This window comes from Sphaerochaeta sp. S2, from assembly GCF_016406725.1.
Lineage (GTDB): Bacteria > Spirochaetota > Spirochaetia > Sphaerochaetales > Sphaerochaetaceae > Sphaerochaeta.
Genome location: NZ_JAEKNT010000528.1, coordinates 1 through 19978, shown reverse-complemented (window position 1 = coordinate 19978; position 19978 = coordinate 1). Strand labels below are relative to the sequence as shown.

20 protein-coding genes are annotated in these 19978 nt (G+C 43.6%); 15 read left to right on the top strand and 5 right to left on the bottom strand.

Features of this window, described 5'->3' with window-relative positions:
* The 8 genes from JF818_RS15635 to JF818_RS15600 all read left to right on the top strand — a co-directional run.
* A partial coding sequence (locus JF818_RS15635) for a glycoside hydrolase family 31 protein (RefSeq protein ID WP_198892976.1) occupies positions 1-877 on the top strand: 877 nt, incomplete at its 5' end.
* A gap of 140 nt (positions 878-1017) precedes the next feature.
* Positions 1018-2169, top strand: coding sequence for an ATP-binding protein (locus JF818_RS15630; RefSeq protein WP_198892975.1), 1152 nt, complete (start codon positions 1018-1020; stop codon positions 2167-2169).
* A complete protein-coding gene (locus tag JF818_RS15625) occupies positions 2166-2651 on the top strand; it encodes a hypothetical protein (protein WP_198892974.1) in 486 nt (161 codons plus the stop codon). The genes JF818_RS15630 and JF818_RS15625 overlap by 4 nt, the downstream gene beginning before the upstream one ends.
* Before the next feature lie 470 nt (positions 2652-3121).
* Positions 3122-4234: a Fic family protein gene (locus JF818_RS15620; RefSeq protein ID WP_198892973.1), complete on the top strand. Its 1113-nt coding sequence runs from the start codon at positions 3122-3124 to the stop codon at positions 4232-4234.
* A gap of 48 nt (positions 4235-4282) precedes the next feature.
* Positions 4283-4852: a protein-L-isoaspartate(D-aspartate) O-methyltransferase gene (locus JF818_RS15615; protein WP_198892972.1), complete on the top strand. Its 570-nt coding sequence runs from the start codon at positions 4283-4285 to the stop codon at positions 4850-4852.
* A 133-nt stretch (positions 4853-4985) separates the two neighbouring features.
* Positions 4986-5351, top strand: a complete 366-nt coding sequence (locus JF818_RS15610; RefSeq protein WP_198892971.1) for a DUF2089 domain-containing protein — start codon at positions 4986-4988, stop codon at positions 5349-5351.
* The gene (locus JF818_RS15605; protein WP_198892970.1) at positions 5351-5623 is read left to right on the top strand and encodes a hypothetical protein; all 273 of its coding nucleotides are present in this window, start codon (positions 5351-5353) and stop codon (positions 5621-5623) included. The genes JF818_RS15610 and JF818_RS15605 overlap by 1 nt, the downstream gene beginning before the upstream one ends.
* A 10-nt stretch (positions 5624-5633) precedes the next feature.
* Positions 5634-6059: a hypothetical protein gene (locus tag JF818_RS15600; RefSeq protein ID WP_198892969.1), complete on the top strand. Its 426-nt coding sequence runs from the start codon at positions 5634-5636 to the stop codon at positions 6057-6059.
* 48 nt (positions 6060-6107) lie between these two features.
* Here the strand turns inward: JF818_RS15600 and JF818_RS15595 are convergent, their stop codons facing one another.
* Positions 6108-7010 (bottom strand): Fic family protein, encoded by a 903-nt coding sequence (locus JF818_RS15595; RefSeq protein WP_198892968.1) that lies wholly within the window; start codon positions 7008-7010, stop codon positions 6108-6110.
* Positions 7011-7483: 473 nt separating this feature from the next.
* On the opposite strand from JF818_RS15595, the gene nhaC reads away from it, so the two are divergent.
* Positions 7484-8893 carry a Na+/H+ antiporter NhaC gene (gene nhaC / locus JF818_RS15590; RefSeq protein WP_198892967.1) on the top strand — a complete coding sequence of 470 codons (1410 nt, stop codon included), beginning with the start codon at positions 7484-7486 and terminating at the stop codon, positions 8891-8893.
* A 168-nt stretch (positions 8894-9061) separates the two neighbouring features.
* On the opposite strand, the gene JF818_RS15585 is transcribed toward nhaC, so the two are convergent.
* Positions 9062-9835 carry a GntR family transcriptional regulator gene (locus JF818_RS15585; RefSeq protein WP_198892966.1) on the bottom strand — a complete coding sequence of 258 codons (774 nt, stop codon included), beginning with the start codon at positions 9833-9835 and terminating at the stop codon, positions 9062-9064.
* A 143-nt stretch (positions 9836-9978) separates the two neighbouring features.
* On the opposite strand from JF818_RS15585, the gene JF818_RS15580 reads away from it, so the two are divergent.
* From JF818_RS15580 to JF818_RS16760, 6 genes are all read left to right on the top strand, one after another.
* Entirely contained in the window at positions 9979-11154 is a 1176-nt protein-coding gene (locus tag JF818_RS15580) for an ABC transporter substrate-binding protein (RefSeq protein WP_198892965.1), read from the top strand.
* Positions 11155-11248: 94 nt separating this feature from the next.
* Positions 11249-13075: an iron ABC transporter permease gene (locus JF818_RS15575; protein ID WP_198892964.1), complete on the top strand. Its 1827-nt coding sequence runs from the start codon at positions 11249-11251 to the stop codon at positions 13073-13075.
* Between the two features lie 27 nt (positions 13076-13102).
* Positions 13103-14209 carry an ABC transporter ATP-binding protein gene (locus tag JF818_RS15570; RefSeq protein ID WP_198892963.1) on the top strand — a complete coding sequence of 369 codons (1107 nt, stop codon included), beginning with the start codon at positions 13103-13105 and terminating at the stop codon, positions 14207-14209.
* A gap of 16 nt (positions 14210-14225) precedes the next feature.
* Positions 14226-15026 (top strand): inositol monophosphatase family protein, encoded by an 801-nt coding sequence (locus JF818_RS15565; RefSeq protein ID WP_198892962.1) that lies wholly within the window; start codon positions 14226-14228, stop codon positions 15024-15026.
* 339 nt (positions 15027-15365) lie between these two features.
* Positions 15366-15635 (top strand): AbrB/MazE/SpoVT family DNA-binding domain-containing protein, encoded by a 270-nt coding sequence (locus tag JF818_RS15560; protein WP_198892961.1) that lies wholly within the window; start codon positions 15366-15368, stop codon positions 15633-15635.
* On the top strand, positions 15632-15865 hold the full coding sequence (locus JF818_RS16760; RefSeq protein WP_370570356.1) for a DUF4914 family protein: 234 nt from the start codon (positions 15632-15634) through the stop codon (positions 15863-15865). The genes JF818_RS15560 and JF818_RS16760 overlap by 4 nt, the downstream gene beginning before the upstream one ends.
* On the opposite strand, the gene JF818_RS15555 is transcribed toward JF818_RS16760, so the two are convergent.
* The 3 genes from JF818_RS15555 to JF818_RS15545 form a co-directional block, all read right to left on the bottom strand.
* Complete coding sequence (locus tag JF818_RS15555) at positions 15862-18153, bottom strand: S8 family peptidase (RefSeq protein ID WP_198892960.1); 2292 nt, start codon at positions 18151-18153, stop codon at positions 15862-15864. The genes JF818_RS16760 and JF818_RS15555 overlap by 4 nt on opposite strands.
* Positions 18150-19193, bottom strand: a complete 1044-nt coding sequence (locus JF818_RS15550) for an AAA family ATPase (RefSeq protein ID WP_198892959.1) — start codon at positions 19191-19193, stop codon at positions 18150-18152. Before JF818_RS15550 ends, JF818_RS15555 begins: the two co-directional genes overlap by 4 nt.
* A gap of 265 nt (positions 19194-19458) precedes the next feature.
* The coding region (locus JF818_RS15545; RefSeq protein ID WP_233067988.1) for a GNAT family N-acetyltransferase at positions 19459-19978 on the bottom strand (520 nt) is incomplete at its 5' end.

Here is a 19978-nt window from a genome sequence, read left to right as displayed (position 1 = left end):
GATGGATATGGGGCTTTCGGGGTTCAAGACTGACGGAGGGGAGTGTATCCTCGCAGATGATGTCCTTTTCCATGATGGCTCAACTGGGAAGGAGATGCGTAACCGCTACCCTCAGAGCTACATTGAGGCATATCAGGAGTTCATCGGCCCAGAGCGTATTACCTTCAGCCGAGCTGGATATCTGGGTGCACAAGGTTCCATGCTCTTCTGGGCAGGTGACCAGCTCTCCCGGTGGTCTGAGCTGCAGGCAGTTCTGAAAGCGGGTCTTAGTGCAGCGATCTCAGGAATCTTCTGGTGGGGCTTTGATATTGGTGGGTTCGCAGGTCCAATGCCCTCCATGGAACTATACCTCAGAAGCTATGAACTGGGTTCTCTGGTTCCTGTGATGCAGTGGCACTCTGAGCCGATAGGAGGACAGTTCTCTGAGGTGTTGAAGAGCGAGGATCGCATCAACGACCGAAGTCCTTGGCATATGGCTGAGCGGTATGGTGAAGAAGTACTCTCGATAACCAAACGCTACAGCGCCATGAGAAATGAAATGAGGTGGTATCTTGTCAGGGAAGCAACAATTTCCAAGGAAACATTGCAGCCAATGATGAGGCCAATGTTCTATGCATTTGGCAGCGTATACGCTGATATCTACGACCAGTATCTATTGGGCAGTTCTCTGTTGGTTGCCCCCATTCTGGAAGAGGGAATGAACTCGCGTGCTGTCACCCTTCCTGACGGTTCCTGGTACGATCTTTTTGCAGGAATGACCATTACCGGCCCCTGTACAGTAGAGAGAGAGTACCCCATTGGACAAATTGGGATATTCATCAATACAGAGGATGCTGAGTTTGAGAGGTTGAGGGATTCATTTGCTGGGCTGTGTTGAGGTGATTAGGAATCCGAATTGTATCAGAAGCAATAAGCTGTCTCTTAATCCATATTTTTGCCAAATGTGACAAAAAAATATGAATAAGGATTGTATTTTTACACCTATGTGATAGTATTACTCCTACAAGGAGTCTGAATATGCTCATATCATTTGGTGCAAGTAACTATCTAAGTTTCAAAGAAGGGTTTGAGATTTCAATGGAATTGGGCGCTTCTTGTTCCGATGCCAACTCAGCAGGCAAGAGGACTTCAGAAGTAATGTGCATTATTGGGGCGAATGCTTCTGGGAAAACAAACGTTATCAAATCTCTCACGTATATTTCAAATTTTTGTTGTAATTCTTTCAACAATAAGCCTGAGGATTCACTTAATATTGTTTCGTTTGCCTACAATAATGAACCCACCTCCTTTTTCTTGGAGTTTATCATGGATAACCTTCGGTATTACTACGAGGTAGAGCTTACAAACAAGGAAATTGTGAGTGAGCGGCTCGAAAGAAAAGCTTCACGTAAAGTGGCAGTATTCTCGCGTAAACATAATGAGTTTGAGTACTGCATAAACGAAGCCAGAGAATTACAGAAGATGAAACTCAGGAGTAATGTCTCTGTCATTAGCATGGCTCACCAGTTTGAGATTGTCGCTCTCGAGAAAATTTATGCATTCTTTACTGGTATCATCTCCAACATCGATCCTTTTTTTGGAGAAGTCAAATACAATGGACAGACACAGAACGTGTTCTCTATCTCCAAGCGTTATTCAGAGTCTGAAGAAGCATTGGAGTATGTAAAAAGCAGACTTTCACGTGCTGATACCGGTATAAACGACATTCGAATTGAAATGCTTAAAGGCCCTGCAGAAGAAGAGCTGTATTTTCCGATTTTCAGCCATGCAACAAAAGATGGTTCAATTGAAATACCTTATCATTTGGAATCCAATGGAACGAGAGCTTTGTATGCACAACTTTCACTATACAAACGTGTTCTAGATCAGGGTGGAGTGCTGGTGCTCGATGAATTTGACAATAACCTGCATCCGGATCTTCTCGATTGGCTGATTGAGTTTTTTCTCGATCCTGAAATTAATAGAAACAGTGCTCAGATAATATTTAGTACGCATAATACTGCATTTATTGACAAGCTGAGTAAGTATAAGATTGTCTTGGTAAACAAAGAGGAGAATGAGAGTTTTCTGTATCGTCTTGATGAACTTCCCGGAAACATTGTACGTAATGATCGATCAATTGAAAACCTTTACAAGAGTGGAAAGCTTGGAGGGACCCCTAATCTATGAGCAAAGGAAGTAACAGTAGGAAGAACCGGTTCCTCAATGCATTTGTCAAGTTCTCACTTGAGGATGTACAGTCTGATATTACTTGTCGTTGCAAGTTCAATTTCTCATATTTTGACACTAATCAGGAATACGGTGCAGACCTTGCAACATGGGATGAGAAAAACCTTCAGCAGTTTTATTCCAAGCTAAAATCATACTCAGCGCATCCATTATCTTATTGGCAACAACAAAATGTGGGGTCTCACAGAAATCATGTACTAGAAATATATGGGGGGTTCCCTAAAAGATCTGGTTTCGTTCATCCTTCCCATGTTACTTCAGATGTTGATTGGGCAAGATTCCGTTTGGATGGTAAGATTCGTCTCGTCGGATTCACAATACCAAAATCATACTGTAAAGAGCAAACAGGTTTTGACTACAATACGTTTTATATTGTCTTTCTAGACCCAGAACATAAGTTCTATCTATCAGCAAGAGGTTGATAGAGAGGAGAAGCTTTGGGCATTGGTTGAGCCTTGCTTGTGTTTTTTCAGAGTGTTTCATCACGTACGGTGGCCGGTACTTTTTCCTATTAGGAGAAAAAAGTATTCAATACTGTGAAGTTATTTCTCTACAGAGAAAAAACTCTTTCTTCTCATTAGTTTCTCTTATGAGAGAATAATGTACCAATATTGGCAAATGTTTCTCATATATAAGAAACTTTTCTTACTGATATACCCTGCACTTCACATGGTTCTGATTGAACACAAGAAGCCGTTCAATGGGTATATATAGTTCTACTGCTTTTTAGGACATGGGTACCTTTCGTGTACTTGGTGATACTCTATCAGAAATGAGGAAGTAGCGGTCTACTCCCTCAAAAGTGAAAAGAATAACAGAGAAATCCGTTTACCCCATCAAAAATGATGGACTATTTATGGTTCATGTACGAACATTGAGTAGGAGCAGAACAATGGCATATATCTGGAATAATCTTGAATGGCCGTCATTTACCTATGATGAAGAACAGGTTACACGGCAATACGAAGCGTATATATTGCAGAAAAAAGCAACTGATATAGTGTTTGCAATGATCGATCCAGATATGAGAGACAGGATGCATGCGCAAGCCCTTACCGATGAGATTCTTTCCAGTCTGGAGATTGAAGGAGTATCCATCTCCTACAATTCCGTATATTCCTCTATATGCAAGCATCTTGATATTCATCTCGAGAAAAAGGCGAAAAGTGACCGATACGCCGAAAGTATTTCAATGCTTGTCCTTGATGCAACAGGAAATCTGGATGCGCTCTCTACTGGTCGGATACAAGGGTGGCACTCCCTTCTCTTCTCCCAGATGGCTGGGATTAAACCAAGGAATATTGGTGAATACCGAAGCGGTCCCGTATACATCAGCAAAGGAAATGGGAGGAAGGAAGAACTTGTGTACGAGGGACTTCCCTTTGAGAAGATTCCAAGAGAGATGGAACAGCTCATTGTATTCATTAATGAGGAGAATGAGATAAAGCCACTCATAAAGAGTGCCATTGCATCCTTATGGTTTCTTTGCATTCATCCCTTTGGGGATGGAAATGGAAGAATCTCCAGGGCAATTGCAGAGTATATACTCTCAAAAGGTTTTCATGAGACCCACAGGGTATACAGTATGTCATCCTTAATCCTGAAGAATCGAGATGACTATTATCGCCTCTTGCGGGAGTTCAACTCACAGGCAGAATCGCTGGATTGTACCAAGTGGCTTCTATGGAATATCGAAATAGCAATCAAGGCAAAACTGGAAGCACTACATGCCTATGAGAGGAGTGTAAAGCTTACACGGTTTATGAAAAACCTGGATCCGTCCATCTATAACTCAAGGCAGTTGTCGATGTTGTTCAAACTTGCCGATGGATCGTTTGAGGGTAAGCTTTCAACCGATAAATGGGCAAAAATGAACAAATGCTCTCCCGCTGCAGCCTCAAGAGATATTCAGCAACTTCTCCTTGAAAGATTGTTGGTACCCTCTGGAGAGACCGGCCCAAAGACAGGATACTTCCTCAATCCAAGTATTCTGGAGACCCTCTGACTCTTTCGTCTCTTATCATTGTCTTACTCAGGTGGTATGCTTGTGTATATGGATGAGAAGCTCTTGCAGTTCTTTTCCTCTCTGGACCGCTCCCGCTTTGTGGATGAACCCTACAAAGCCCTCTCTTCCCTTGACCGTCCACTTCCCATCGGACACGGACAGACCATCAGCCAGCCAAGCTTGGTTGCCTATATGACCGAGCAACTTGAACTCAATAAAAAGCATGCAGTACTGGAGATCGGAACGGGCAGTGGCTACCAGAGCGCCTTCCTTGCTGAGTTCTCTGGTGAGCTGTATACCGTTGAACGAATCGGCGAATTAAGCAAGAAGGCAGAAGAGAGACTAAGCTCTTTGGGATATAGAAACATCCACTACCGAGTGGCCGATGGCAGCCTTGGCTGGCCTGAGCATGCCCCGTTTGACCGGATCATGGTAACCGCAGCACCAAAGAATATCCCAAAGCCATTGATTGATCAGCTTGCTCCTGAGGGCATCATGATCATTCCGGTTGGTCCCGAGGGGTGGCAGGAACTGCTCAAGGTAACCAAGGATAGGCATGGCAGTGTATCAGAGAGGAAACTGCTTGATGTTGCATTCGTAGAATTGGTGCGAAAATAGACTAATATTCTATATAATGTACATAGAAATTAATAAACTTAATAAATACCATTAAAAATATTAAAAAAGTTAATATATAAATATTGACTTTTATGTTATTCCCTCTTAGATTGAATACATCAGAGGAGTCGTTATGGAACACAGTTGGCAAAAGTTGCTCTCGATGACCGGGGGAAAGAAGTTCGTAATAACCCAGGTACGGGTACCTGAGGACAACATAACCATAGAAGGTAATTTCCAGCTGCCTCCCTTTGCGGAACTCAGCATGGAAGACCAGATTTTCATTGCAGCGTTCATCAAGACCAATGGATCGATCAAACAGATGGAGTCGATCTTCAATATCAGCTACCCAACGGTGAAGAACCGCTTGAATCGCATTGCCAACCAGCTTGATATCGTGGATGTCACGGTGAAGGTTTCCAGTCCGATATCAAGTGTCCTGGACCGGATTGAGCGGGGAGAAATTACCGCCAGTGATGCACTGAAGGAGATGGAATAATGCTACCAATGCTTTTAGATTGCAGGGTACAGGGGGAGAAAAGACCCCATAGATTCTGGTTTCCCTTGGGACTCATCTACTTGCTGTTTGTTCCTGTCCTCATACTTGGTGCAGTTGCCTATTTCATTCTTCTGCTTATCCCAGGGACAGCGAGGCAGGCACGCTCTTACTTTCCCTTGATCAAGGCGCTGCCATCACTGCTGAGTGCCACCATTGGAACGGAACTTGCATTTCGATCGAAAGACAAAGATATAGAGATTCATATTATCTAGGAGAAGTATCATGAGTGAAGAAAGACTAAGAATATTGCATATGCTCAGTGAGGGGAAACTTACCCCCGACGAAGCGGAGAAACTGCTCTCGGCCATGGAGAAGGAATCTGGGAAGATGGAAAGCATCAGGGAAACCCAACCAGGAGATATCCGGGGAAAGTACCTCTATGTAAAAGTAGAACCGAAGGAAGGGAAGTCCAGTGAGCGGGTTTCTGTCAAGGTCCCCCTTGCCCTGGTAAAGGCTGGGCTGAACATCTCCAAGTTGATCCCCACCGAAGCCCAGGACAAGATCCAGGAGTCGATGCACGACAGCGGCATTCCTTTTGACTTTGGGGCAATTGATGCACAGAACATGCAGGAGATCATGGAAGCTCTTGAGCTGATGAGCATCGACGTGGACTCTGATGAGTCTACGGTACAGGTGTTCTGCAGGTAGGAAAAGGGAAGAAGGGTGCCTTTCTCTGGGCACCCAGCCTTCCATATATCAGGATTTCGTATCATAGGGAATCCTGAAGTACTCCAAGTACTGCCTAAACGTATGCTGCGAAGCGAGGCATGTATCGCGAAGGAATCCCTTTTCTCTTTTCCATTCACTGAGACCCCTATAATAATAGAGTTTCATATCATCGGTTATGATAAAGGGAGTGATGTTTGAACGGAGGCACTCCTTGAACATAATCAATCTTCCGACCCGTCCATTACCATCTTGGAATGGATGAATGAGATCAAAGTGAACATGGAATTCAAGGATATCATCAAGTGTCTTAACCTCGATTGAGTGATAGGAGGCAAGCAAAGCTTGCATCTGTTCTGCGACCTGCTCAGGAGGCACTGTTTCAAAACCTCCAACCTCATTGGGGAGTTTTTTGTATGCTCCTATACCAATCCAATCCTTTCGGCTATCACTGGTACCTGTCTTCAAGGTGGCATGCAGTTGTTTGATAAACGCCTCACTAAGCGTGAATGTTGCTCGATCAATCATCAGGTCAATGCAACGAAAATGGTTCACTGTCTCCACAATGTCATCGACTTGCAAGATGGTATTCTCAAGACCGATGGTATTGGTTTCATAGATATACCGAGTTTGTTCATGGGTGAGCTGGCTTCCTTCCATGTGGTTTGAGTTGAAGGTCATGTCTATCTGGAGTTTCTGGTAAATACCTCCCTTCCTCCTGGAGTGTTTCTCTTCCTTCAGGCGAGCCAACAGAGAAGAGGAAGTTCTCTGCGATGTCGTTAATTTTTCAGGCTTGGTAGCTCCATCAGGAATCATCCAGGTTTTTCCTTTCAGGAATGCTCCCTCAATTCTGCCTTGAGCACAATAATTCCTCACCCCTCGTTCGCTCATGGACCATTTTTGAGCAATTTCTGCGACTGAGTAATACCGCATAAAACCCTCCCTAGTAATAGTATAGCATACTATCGGCATAAATTTAGAAATTTATAAAAAAATAGTATATACATGCCGGAATATAGCAGATACTCCTTTATGCGGGTATCACGCAAGGGAAGCGTTTTTCAGTCAAAGATAAGAAACATGCATTGGAAGCAAAATTCTATGTGGACGAAAGATGATGAAGTTTGCAGATGCATAATAAAAAGTATGGGTACTTGCGATATCTCTCATTAGAGGATTCTAGTCGAAGGTAAAGGTTCTGTCCTTATTGCACAGCTAAATAATCTGGAACTATCTTCCCCAGAATAACTACATGGATGGCGGTTGACTTTATAACTCCTGCTGGTAAGGTGGTACTAAGCGTATTGGAATAGAAAGCTTTGATGGTATATGGCTTTAGATACTATCTGCTATGGTTCTGTCTATTCTCTGTAGTATGCATACAACACCTTGGGAGATGTCATTTCATGTATAAGAAAGAAGCTCCATTGCCATCGATTTATGTGGCTTTGATACCTCTGCTCATTACAGGCTTAGCCTTATGGGTGTCTGTCTTTGTATTGGACACCCAACCCCATTTTGCACTGTTTCTTGGTGCGACTACAGCCGGAATATGTGCCTATGCGAGCGGTTGTTCTTGGGAAGTTATCAGGGAAGGATTCAAGGGGGCGATCAGCAGGACGATACCCGCGTTGTTGATTCTACTGATTATAGGGATGCTCATAGGGGTTTGGATTTCCAGTGGTATTGTCCCGGCGCTGATGTATTTTGGATTTAAGGTACTAACAGCCCGATGGTTCCTCCCGCTCATCTTCCTTTTCTGTGGTTTGATGTCCTTGATAACCGGGAGTTCCTGGACAACAATCGGAACCATCGGAGTAGCTGCTGTTGGTGTCGGTGAAGGACTGGGCATCCCAGTTGCCATGAGTGCAGGTGCTATCGTCTCCGGGGCCTTTTTTGGTGACAAGATTTCTCCCATGTCTGACTCCACTAACCTGACCTCTTCAGTGCTTGGTGTTAATCTCTTTGATCATATTCGGCATATGCTCTATTCCACAGTTCTTGTGATGGTGCTCTCTTTGGTGGTTTTTACTGTAATGGGATTCATTGTTTCTGGCGAAGGTGCCATAAGCGATGTTTCAACCTATACAGACAGTATCCTGCAACACTTCAACTTTACGTTCTGGCTCTTCATACCTCCACTAGCGGTCATTATTCTCATTCTTCTCAAAGTTCCTGCCATTCCCTGTCTGATAACCGGTCTCATTCTTGGAGGAGCTGCCTATCTTCTGTTCCAAGGAGGAAGCTTAAAGCTGCTTTTCGAAACAATCCATACAGGGTTTCGTCTTGATTCCGGTAGTGAATATATAGACAAATTGTTCTCCCGAGGGGGAATGGAGAGTATGTATAACGTTGTTGTCCTTGCTCTGATCTCTCTTGCCCTCGGCGGGATCATGGACCGGACAGGGATGCTCCACAGCATTGTCCTGAAACTATCCCGGTTTGTTGGTACGGTCGGTAATCTGACGGTGACCGTTCTTTTGACCTCGATACTTATAAATATATTCAGTGCAAACCAATACCTTGCTGTCATACTCCCTGGGCAAATGTATGAGGAAAACTATCGTGCCAAGAAACTCAAATTGAAAAACCTCACCCGTACCTTGGAAGCTGGAGGTACCCTCACCGCTCCCTTGATTCCTTGGAACAGCAGTGCTGTGTTTGTGTACTCAGCCTTGGGCGTATCAGCAGGTGCATATGCTCCATATGCAATATTCTGTTGGTTGTCTCCAATTGTGGTAGCAATATTCGCCTATGTGAATTTTTCTATGGAACGTGTAGCCCCAAGAGAGACGGAGCCAGAGGATCAGCAATGATCAGAACCTGTATAGTGTTCTTGATTGTGTTTTGCAAATCAAGAGCTTCTTTTCTTGCAATGTCCTTTCAAGTGGAAAAGGGCTTTCTATTCTGTTCCCTACATAAGTATGGTCACTGTACGAAGTTTGGCTGGGACACACACCTGTATTCCTGGAGATAACGCTTCTTCAATGTGCAGAGGAGTCATTTTTTCTGCTGAGCTGGATGTTGAATTGACTTCGGTCTCCCCGATACCACTCCAATACAAACTCAACACAAACATTATTGTATGTCTTCCATACACTTGTGCTGTATAATACCGGGCTGCCTGGAGCAATTTTTAGGAGCTCAGCTTCTCTGGAAGGGGCAGGTATGGCTTCTACTGTACGTTCAGCATTTTGTAATTCATACTCATACTCTTGTTCAATAATTGAGTGCAAAGAACGGTCTATAAGATCCTTCTTTTTCGAAGCAAGGTTTGGAAAAAGACGGCTTGGCAAGTATGATTGCTGGATAACCACCGGCCAACCATTAACAAACCTTTGACGTCTGATGACTACCACTTCTTCCAATTTGGGAATACTTAACTGTCGGGAAACAAAATCGAGACTTTTTTCCAAGGTTAATGAGAGCACGATAGTCTCTGGTTCAAGACCATGAAAACGCATCTCCCGGTTGAAGTCATCCAAAGCCCAACGAGTATCACGACTGATTTTTGTCTTTCTTACAAATGATCCTTGCCCTGGGCGACGTGTAACAACTCCATCATCAACCAATTCAAGGACAGCATTACGTACAGTTTGCCTGCTCACCCCAAACTGTAGGCAGAGCTCTTCTTCAGTGGGCAAGGATGTGCCATTTTCACTTTCTTGTATCCATACCATCAATGCAGCTTTCAACTGCTTATATAAGGGAATATCCTTGCTTTTTTCCAGTATACGATTTCCGGTTTCTCTGTTCATCAGGTTGTTGCTCTCTCGCTTTGCATATTTGCTACTAGTGACAGTATACGTGTTGCTTAAATATAGTTCAATATAAAAATACAAAATGTATTTGACGAAATAACAAATAGATGTGATACTGCAATAAACATTAGGAGGCACTTATGAAAAGAAAGGTTTTGTATTCAGGTCTTATCATGTTCACAATTGGATTGCTCCTTCTCCTTCCTCTCACCGCAGCAGGAACAAAGGAACAAGCACAGACTCCGCAGTTTGAAGAGGAGGACTTCTGGACTGTAGAGGGGTATGATTATGACAAATTGGTGGCTGCCGCTCAAGCAGAAGGATCTCTTGTAGCACGGTGGCAGTCAGGTCGGGCACCACAGGCAGCCGAAGTTTTTGAAGCAAAATATGGCATCAAGACTGTGGCAAGTCCCCGATTTGACGATTCAGAGAACATCGAGCGATTGAGAAGAGAGTACCAGGCAGACAATGTACAGGTTGATATCCTGGGAATGGATGATGGAGCCATCATTCTTTCCGAGTTTATTCCCAAAGGTATGGTTGTCTCATGGACTCCCCCTGATCTCGCTCAATACATCGATGATAAGGAAGAATATCCTCAGGTTGTCTACTGGCAGCCATGCATCATAGGTTATAACTCAGATATTTACTCAGAGTCACCGATTAAGAATCTTTGGGAGCTGACTGAGGATACCTGGAATGGTAAATTTGTCACATGTGACCCACAGATTCAGCCATACATGTGGCACTTCTTTGCCGCAGTTATCGACCATGGTGATGAGTTTGCTGATGCCTATCAGAAGCGCTATGGAGAAAAGCTTGAGACTGCCTATGAAAATGCTGGATGGGAGTGGGTTGCACGGTTGTTTGCCAACAATCCAATTGCTGTTGAGCATGACACAGAGGTTGCAAAGGCGATAGGATCTCCTGGACAAACTGAGCCCCCAATAGGGATTCATACACTCACTCGTCATAGAGATGCAAAAGAGCAGAATCTACATCTTGGTGTTGATCCTCGTATCATTCCAGCTGTTGGCTTTGCCATGCCCACCTATATGGTCATTCCAACCAATGCTCCTCATCCGAATGCAGCAAGACTCTGGGCAAGATTCCTCCTCACCGAGGAAGGTAGTTTCCCCTGGACCACTGTGGTTGGTGGATTTTCTCCTAATCAGACAATTTCTGCAAGTAAAGATAATCCATTCACGTCCTCTTGGAGCGAGTGGTTGGATGTATTATTGATGTTCGATCCAATGCAATCTGCAGAGGTTCGGCGCGATCTTGTTGATATGTGGCTAATGTCACAGAAACAGTAGTAACAATACAAACTCAATTGTACGCTGGGCGTATGCAGACTACATACATGCGCCCAGATTTGGTCTGTGATTTTCTAGGGAGAAGACAGTGATTATGCACAAACGAGAGCCTGATGATACCTTAGGTGGCATCAGAATACAGCAGTTTATCCGAAAACAAAGAAAAGGGCTTTTCAACCCCACTATAGTGCTTGGTATTGTTTTAGCATTGATATTGACCTACCTGATTGCAATTCCGGTTCTCATGTTGATTACCGAGTCTGTACAGGTCCATTCCATTGACGCAGGATATTTTCAAGAAGAAGTAGGATCCTTCACGTTGCGCTATTTTGAGCGTGCCTTGGTATCGAAGGTTGCAAGTGTACTGTTTCTCAACCCATTGATAAATACATTACTGATTGCTGTTTTTATCACCTTTTTTGCTACAATCATAGGGTATTTGCTTGCATGGATTATTACCCGCACGGATATTCATTTTAAAAGGATATTTGCAACTCTTGCTGTTGTTCCTTTCATGCTCCCTTCTTGGAGCTATGCTGCAGCATGGATAACACTCTTTAAGAATAGGAAACAGGCAGGTGCTCCTGGTATTTTGGAAGTGATGGGATTCACCATACCTGATGCCTTGGCATATGGTCCGATTCCAATCATCATTTGTTTGTCGATGCATTATTTTCCCTTGGCTTTCCTCATGTTTGGGAATGCCTTTCAGCGAATTGACAGCCAGATGGAAGAATCAGCTCAGATTGTTGGGGCAAATAAGCTTCAAACGGCTGTCCATATTTTGCTTCCGGTCATGAAACCAGCAATTATGTCTTCAATACTACTGACTTTTGCACGTTCAGTGGGCACCTTCGGTACCCCCTATACCTTGGGACGGCCAGTCCGATTCAATACCTTGTCCACATCATTGTACTTCACTTACCAGTCGGGAGAACCGGGGGTAATGGCGGTAACGGCAGTGGCTATGTTGCTAATCGGGGCATTATTAGTTGCCACAGATGTCTATATACTGAGGGAGTACAAGCGGTACGTGACCATGGGAGGAAAGGGCCAGATGTCTCGTCCATTCACTCTTGGTTCTTTTCAAATACCGTTGAATTTCTTGGTAGGATTTTTCTTGTTCACTGTCATTGTGCTTCCATTGGGTATTCTTGCTCTTTCAACCTTGATGGTCACACCTGGGTGGTTTGTAAAAGACAACTTCACCCTGCAGTTCTGGTTTGCAGAGGAGACCCGGGTCAGAGAAGCCGTCCCAGGGTTGTTGCGTGACCCACAACTGTTGTCAGTAGCTTGGACAAGTGTCAAAGTAGCCGGAATTGGCGCTTTGATATGTGGCACGTTGGGAACACTTGTTGGGTATGCAGTAGTTCGCCTGCAACAGTATAAATTGAGCAAGTATCTAAGGCACCTTTCGTTCTTGCCTTATCTGGTACCTGGTATAGGATTTGGTGCAGCATACTTGGTCCTCTTTGCTACTGGTAGGGGACCCATCCCAGCACTCTATGGTACGCTTCTGTTGATGATACTGGCAATGAGTGTGATGTATCTGCCTCTTACCACACGTTCAAGTATAAGCAGCATGGCTCAGATGGGGTCTGAGCCGGAAGAAGCTGCGATGATTTTAGGAGCTGGATGGCTTACTAGGATGTTTAGAATTGTTATACCTATACAGAAACGTTCACTATTCAGCGGGATTCTCTTGGCATTCATACAAGGCATGAAGGAGTTGAGTCTGGTAATCATGCTTGCTGTTCCTGGGTTAGAGGTGCTTACTACCTTGTCAATTCGATACACAGATAATGCGTTATTACAAATGTCCAATGGTGTAATTCTCCTCATAGCCTTCATAACATTCTTGTTGACAGCTATTTCTCAACGACTGACCAAGACCAACCTGGCAGAAGGTATTGGCGGTTGATTACCTGATATATAAAAAGGAAGAACCATGATTGATATAAAACTAGAGCATGTTGTTAAGAAGTATGGGAATGATGTAATTGCGGTTGATGATTTGTCATTGGATTTTGAACAGGGAAGTTTTGTGTGCCTTTTAGGTCCTTCTGGGTGTGGTAAGACAACCACACTGAGGATGATTTCGGGATTGGAACGCGCCAATGATGGAATTATCTCCATCGGGGGGGAAGTCTTTGATTCTCCTAAGCAAACAATTTTTGTACGTCCTGAACATAGGAGCCTTGGATTGGTATTTCAAAGTTATGCATTGTGGCCGCATATGACTGTGCAAGAAAATGTGGAATTTGGGCTGAAAATGAAAAAGGTGTCAAAAGAGGAGCGAGAACGTATTATTGCTGAGTCACTTGATCTGCTTAGGATGAGTGTATATTGCAAGCGATACCCCGCTGAACTCAGTGGAGGTCAGCAGCAGAGGGTTGCCTTGGCGAGAATGCTTGCTGTACAACCCAATATACTTTTGCTAGATGAACCCTTGTCAAATCTGGATGCAGCCCTCCGTTTAGAAATGCGTTCAGAGCTGAAGTCCTTACATGAAAGGCTCGGGAGTACAATCGTGTTTGTCACCCATGACCAATTGGAGGCAATGAGTCTTGCAACGCATGTTGCAGTCATGAATGAAGGGAAACTAGAGCAATATGCAGATCCTATGACCATCTATCTTAAGCCTGCGACTGAATTCGTGGCTACGTTTGTGGGTAGCCCACCCATGAATATGGTGAATTTTGCTATTTCCGAGGAGCAACCGTGGAAACAATCTTTCAGAAAAACAGTTGCATCATATCGTTCCCTGCAGGAACATGACCAAAGAATCTGTAAAGTTGGGTTTAGGCCTGAAACGGTAACCCTTTATTCTCCTGCTACAGAAAAGCAGATGAAGAAAGACCAGACATGCATCAAAGGCAGGGTAAAGGCAGTATTGCCTACTGGACCTGAACAGATTGTGAGCGTGGTGGTAGATGATGAGCAGTTCTATGTGGTGACTCCTCCAACAATATCCTTTGAGAACGGGGAAGCTATCTGTATGGGTATCAACTTAGATTCAATTCATATTTTTGACCAAAATGGATTGCGGGTATGAACAGGGAAGGTGTTTGATGGATGAGATAGCACGTATTGAAGCAGTGTTGCACGATATTTCTGAGTATGTGGTAGATCGATACAGTCAGCGGGATACGCTCACTGTATCTACCAAGGCAAGTCCGACTGATTTTCTTACAGAGGTGGATATAGCTGTGCAACGCCGCATAGTCGAACACCTATCTGCAGCTTATCCATCTGATATTCTTATCGCCGAGGAATCGGGATTGGACTCCTTCAAAGGTTCGCCTCCATCAAGATGCTGGATGATCGACCCCATCGACGGGACACAAAACTTTCTTCGAGGATTGTTTCCTGAATTCGGTGTAAGTATCGGGTTCTTGGTTGATGGAAATGCTGTTGCTGGGGGGGTATTATTTCCTGTCTCACAAGATTTGTTTCTTTCTCAATATGGTAGTGGGGCGTTCCGAAATGGAAAGAGGATGCAGGTTTCCCAAATTGAAAGCCTGCAAGAAGCTCGCGTGGATATCGATTTTGGTGCATTATCTTATCGCAATCAGTATCGTAATCATGCCCAAGGATTGTTGGAAGTAGTTGGTCAGGTTCGCTCCTATGGATGCTCTGTTATGGGGTTTTGTCAGGTGGCTGATGGTCAACAGGATGCTTACATTCCGTTCAATGTCAAACCATGGGATGTTGCTGCTGGGATCTTGCTTGTTGAAGAAGCAGGGGGGAAGGTGACTTCTTTCGAAGGAGAATCTGTAACTCCCTTTCTTTCTGAAAAAATTGGAATTGTGTCAAATCTTCCATTACATTCCCAATGTGTGGATTTACTTGGCGGACTATCGAAAGGATAGAGCCAAGGATAGAGCCGAGGATTGAGTGCGTTAGATTATTTGCTTTCTAGGCTGCAGTGCTGTCTTTGTGTACTCAGCCTTGGGTGTATCAGCAGGTGCATATGCTCCCTATGCAATATTCTGCTGGCTGACTCCCATTGTGGTAGCAATATTCGCCTATGCAAATCTCTCTATGGAGCGTGTAGCCCCAAGAGAGACGGAGCCAGAGGATCAGCAATAGTCAGCAAGATTGGAGATTTCTTGGTCTTCATATGCCGCATACTTCTGAAAAGAGGAATTATCAATATGAGACGCCCATGGTATATTAAAAATAGGGAATTCCCTACTTTGGAGGATAAGATGGCACAGCAATTTATTGACAATGCAAAAGTGATGGCCAAAGGTCAGGTGACCATCCCCAAGGACGTTAGGACAGTTTTGGGCATCGGAGCCGGGGATCGTGTGACTTTTCTAGTGGATGGAGGTAATGTGAGGATTATTAACTCAGCCCTCTATGCAATGGAGATTCTACAAAATAAGATGGCAGGTGAATCACAGAAGGCAGGCTTGGAAGATGATGAGGATGTGAGGGAACTTGTAAGAAGCCTCCGCTCTGAGAATATTGAATGAGAGTTCTTATTGACACGAACGTTTTAATTTCAGCAGCACTATTTCCCCACAGCACAAGCTTTTTCTTCAAGAAAGAGCTTAAGAATTTCCTCACCCCAGCGTTGGATCCTTTGGGCAGGAGTATCATTGAAACTGGTTTACGGGAGGGGACACTCCAGGAGTATCTGGACCTTGTTCCCTGTTCTGGTGCAGGGGTTGAACTGTGTAAGAGTGTATCTTCATACTTTTAGTCTTGATCAAATTCCACTTCTGCTTCAGCTTTCTCATGAATTTCAATCCTGGCATGGATATCAACTTCATTGACAAACCAGTTGTTTGCACGACAAAGCTGCATGAATTCAGCAATTCGGTTTACTCCCGTGATTTCATGTAGTGTGATTACCACACCGAAATGTAGGCCTTTGCCTGACTTGGTTTCCAAACGTTCCTTGGTCTTGATATTGATACCCCAATTGGGTGACGATTCGCTAAGTCGTATTCTGGGACGGTTTCGGGCCTTCTTTTCTTCATGAATATGTTTCACAGGATCCCATTTCCGGTAATCCCGCCGTACTTCCTTTTCAAATAGACAATGGGCTTCGTCGTCTCCCTGAGCATTATTGTTTATTGCCTTGATCTTGCCAAATTTGTTCATCCTTCCCAGATGAATGTCCATTTCTGTATCGGTATAGTCAACTCCTTGCGAACGGGAACATTTTGGAAAATAACAGAGTGTGGCTTTCGCAATATAGGGGAACTGGTCTTTGCTTAATGGAACGGGAATGGTGTACGCATAGGTTTCATATGCTTCCACCACCCCGTGTACTACAAAGCGTATTTCTTCATTTGGAGATGTCAAAATATCCTGTATCTTGGTTGGGACAACTCCGAAGCCGATCAAATTCTGGTTGTTTGAATCGATCTTCCAGCCTGCGGCAGAATCGAGTAGTAATGCTTTGGCAATCTCTCTTGGGAATCCCATTACATGTATGAGATAGGCCAGTTTGCGGGTGATCCAAGGAGCTGCAAATGAAGTACCCCGTTCCTTCATCCTTCCACGGTTTGAGTAGACGATCATGCCATCTTGGCTGTCTCCACCAAATACAGCGACATCTGGTTTGTTGAAAAAATGTAATGCAGGTCCCTTGCGTGCATATTCCACAGGATCCCCTGCCAGAGTCACTGCATTTACCACAACCGAGTTGACTGAATCGGCGGGAGAACCAATTCTTGGACGATCTATATGACGATTTCTATTATTTGTGCCTGCTACTACAAAAATGATGTCATACAAGAATTGGAGCTCATCAAGGAGTGCTGCCTCAGGAGAGATAAAGTTCTGGTCGGTTTCCAAAGGTGATCCGAGGGATATGTTCCATACCTTAATATCTCTGTTCGTTTCTACGATAGAACGTATTACTTTCATCAGATAGGCAGAACTGTTTCGTGTATGCTTGGCAACGCCAAAATGACGCACACGAAAACGTCCACATCCATCATCAAGATGCTCATTGAGAGTAGGTCCATCTACAAGGATGGATGAGACAGCTGTTCCGTGCGCGTAATCTTCATCTTCAATAAGATCAGGAGATATCATACAGTGATACTCCACCCATGAAGAGAAATATGATGATTGGTCGAAGAGCGTGTCGATGACGCCAATTACTGGTTCATTTGTAGGTTCAGGGATAGAAAATTCTGATGAAAGGCTCTTTATTCCATCAAGAGAACGTGCATCAATTCTTCCAAAATCGGAGACTGCCATGGCAACAAGATAGGGGGCTTTGCTGATAATCTTATGGTACTGTTCAGGAGTTACCATCCAGGTAAGATCATCCAGGATTCTGATGGGTTCTTGTTGTAATCCAAGATTCTTAAGAATTTCTTCCCGATTTATACCGGTATCGTAAAGCGTGATAATTTGACTCCCCGAAATGGGAATATTTCGTTCTTCAACGTTAAAGGAATCAAGGTACCAAGCATCTTTTAAAATCTGACAAAAAGCGGATTTACTCAAGCCCTGTGCAGTTATTGCACGTTCTTTCTGGGTTTTCCAGGAAAACTCCTCCCTTGAAAGTTTTCTCTTGAGCTTTTGTTCGTTATTGTTCAGGATATTTATCTCTTCAGCCGTGATTGTGTTGTTGAATTCCTCTGCTAGTAATTGGGAAACTTTCAGAAGTTTCCCCAAACCCTGCTCAATGGCATGAATATTCACACAATGTGTAATAATGTGTTTGGGAGGAATGGATTCGGTAAATTTGGCACCTACAATAGTCCTGTTGGGTGATTCCGATCCATTGGTAAGAATTTTGCCCATCCTATTACTTTTTGCTACGATATCTTTATAGTAGATAGAGACAAGTGGCTTGAACGGACTGTGAATTTCTTTCCAGTAGCGGTGCACCTTTTCAAGAGACTGAGTCAGTCTGTATATATCTGAGACGGTAACGCTACTTCTTGCAGGGAGCGCAGTAGGTCCTGGACGGCTAGGATTGGGAGCGTGATTGAATGTTCCTTTTAGTTCCAGAATTTTGTTCATTGTGTTACTCCCAGCAGTTCTCGTGATACTTGGCTCTTCGATACTTTGGTAAGGATTTCTATATCACGTACAGAGAACCCCATCATTTTGAGCTCTTTATAATCTCCTGCAAATCCTGGTTTTACCTGTTTGAATAATCGTGTAAGATAGTCGAAATCCTCATGGGGATTGCTGAATGCTATGGCAGTTTTAATGAGATTCTTTAATTCACCGGGATAGGGAAGAGGATCCATCAGTGCAATGATTTTCCTAAACAGTCGGACATTTCTTCCTTTAAACCTGAATTGCTGTAAGAGATCCTCAAGAATAGTCTCTGCGATTTCCCTTAGGTCCGCATTTGTGTAACGAGCAAAATCAATTACTTTGTCAAATCTACGAATGAGAGCCTTGTCAAATGATTCATACAAATTTGTCGTTGCCAGCAATACGATTCGATTACTGAGGTTATCAAGTCCTTTCAACACAGCGGATGTAGCCCTGCCCATCTCTCGTAAATCACGTATACTGGTTCTATCAAGAGCAATTGAATCCAGTTCATCGAAGAGGATAATGATTTGTTCTGGATAGGGAACATTATTAATTTCAGCAAACAGCTCTGAGATATTTTTCGAAGTTTGTCCCATCTTGCTGTCTACGAGCAAATCAAAATCTACTACAAAGAGTTGTCGGTTTAGAATTCGGGCGAGCTGCTTTGCACTTTCTGTTTTCCCGGTTCCTGGGGCTCCTTGAAACAAAAACTTATTAACCCCTGCGCCATAGCTGACAGCATTGACAATACCCATCAGTTCATCCTTGATGCATTCTGGGAGTGGTAGCGTAGTAGGTGGACATTCAAGCTTTCTAAGATAGTCCAATTTCCCATTCAGCACTTGTGGTATAAATGTATTCTTGTCAGATAATAATGCCATGATATAGTCACCAAGTTCACTATCGTTGTTCCTGTTGAAATCTACAGCTATCTCATATGCTTCATCACGGAAAGCTCCATCATTTCTTTCGGTATAATACTTTATCAAGTTGATTACATTCTTCTTTTTCATTGTATTTATTCCTGCTCTTACAGAACTCTTCATAATTATCTATGGACAGAATTACTTATTTTTGGGACACATATATTAAACAACTATCACTATACACATATTTATCTGTTCGCGCAAGTTGAAACACGAGGCAATGATGAAAGCCCCTTATATGCATGAATGGGAATTCAAGAAGTATAACGTTTGCTTGTTCTGCAAAGGAGATCCTTTACAACTAGTACCGTAGAAGTATATCTGGTGCTTTCCAAAAGGGGTCTTTCTTGTACTATTCCAATCCCTCATTCAACAACACATAGTGGGCATGATCTTCCCAATTCCCATTGATCTTTAGGTAGTTCTTGCTTACTCCCTCATAGAAGAATCCTCTCTTCTTCACAACCTGGATTGACCTCTTATCCCTGGGCATAATGTTCGCTTCAATGCGATGAAGGTGGAGGTCGTTGAAGACAATTTCTACTACTTTCGCAACTGCTTCACTCATGTATCCGAGGCCGGTGGCTTCTTTGTCCAATTTATAACCAAGAAAGCATGACTGGAATGGTCCACGTACAATGTTTGACAAGGTGACATTCCCAATGATTTTCTCTTCTCCCTTTCTTGTGAGATAGAGACTTAGTTGTTTCTCTTGGGAGTCGAGGAGGATTTCCTGCTCAATCCTCTGGAGGATTGCCTCTTCGCTGTAGTAAAAATCATCGCGAAGCGGCTCCCACGGAGAAAGGAACGTTCTATTCTTCAGGAGAAATGCTTGGAATCTTTTCAAATCAGAGATGGTAACGGTTTTCAGA

Excerpts from the sequence above, each read along its gene's own strand:
- JF818_RS15630 (WP_198892975.1), top strand. The coding sequence starts at position 1,018 with ATGCTCATATCATTTGGTGCAAGTAACTATCTAAGTTTCAAAGAAGGG.
- JF818_RS15625 (WP_198892974.1), top strand. The coding sequence starts at position 2,166 with ATGAGCAAAGGAAGTAACAGTAGGAAGAACCGGTTCCTCAATGCATTT.
- JF818_RS15620 (WP_198892973.1), top strand. The coding sequence starts at position 3,122 with ATGGCATATATCTGGAATAATCTTGAATGGCCGTCATTTACCTATGAT.
- JF818_RS15615 (WP_198892972.1), top strand. The coding sequence starts at position 4,283 with ATGGATGAGAAGCTCTTGCAGTTCTTTTCCTCTCTGGACCGCTCCCGC.
- JF818_RS15610 (WP_198892971.1), top strand. The coding sequence starts at position 4,986 with ATGGAACACAGTTGGCAAAAGTTGCTCTCGATGACCGGGGGAAAGAAG.
- JF818_RS15605 (WP_198892970.1), top strand. The coding sequence starts at position 5,351 with ATGCTACCAATGCTTTTAGATTGCAGGGTACAGGGGGAGAAAAGACCC.
- JF818_RS15600 (WP_198892969.1), top strand. The coding sequence starts at position 5,634 with ATGAGTGAAGAAAGACTAAGAATATTGCATATGCTCAGTGAGGGGAAA.
- JF818_RS15595 (WP_198892968.1), bottom strand. The coding sequence starts at position 7,010 with ATGCGGTATTACTCAGTCGCAGAAATTGCTCAAAAATGGTCCATGAGC.
- nhaC (WP_198892967.1), top strand. The coding sequence starts at position 7,484 with ATGTATAAGAAAGAAGCTCCATTGCCATCGATTTATGTGGCTTTGATA.
- JF818_RS15585 (WP_198892966.1), bottom strand. The coding sequence starts at position 9,835 with ATGAACAGAGAAACCGGAAATCGTATACTGGAAAAAAGCAAGGATATT.
- JF818_RS15580 (WP_198892965.1), top strand. The coding sequence starts at position 9,979 with ATGAAAAGAAAGGTTTTGTATTCAGGTCTTATCATGTTCACAATTGGA.
- JF818_RS15575 (WP_198892964.1), top strand. The coding sequence starts at position 11,249 with ATGCACAAACGAGAGCCTGATGATACCTTAGGTGGCATCAGAATACAG.
- JF818_RS15570 (WP_198892963.1), top strand. The coding sequence starts at position 13,103 with ATGATTGATATAAAACTAGAGCATGTTGTTAAGAAGTATGGGAATGAT.
- JF818_RS15565 (WP_198892962.1), top strand. The coding sequence starts at position 14,226 with ATGGATGAGATAGCACGTATTGAAGCAGTGTTGCACGATATTTCTGAG.
- JF818_RS15560 (WP_198892961.1), top strand. The coding sequence starts at position 15,366 with ATGGCACAGCAATTTATTGACAATGCAAAAGTGATGGCCAAAGGTCAG.
- JF818_RS16760 (WP_370570356.1), top strand. The coding sequence starts at position 15,632 with ATGAGAGTTCTTATTGACACGAACGTTTTAATTTCAGCAGCACTATTT.
- JF818_RS15555 (WP_198892960.1), bottom strand. The coding sequence starts at position 18,153 with ATGAACAAAATTCTGGAACTAAAAGGAACATTCAATCACGCTCCCAAT.
- JF818_RS15550 (WP_198892959.1), bottom strand. The coding sequence starts at position 19,193 with ATGAAAAAGAAGAATGTAATCAACTTGATAAAGTATTATACCGAAAGA.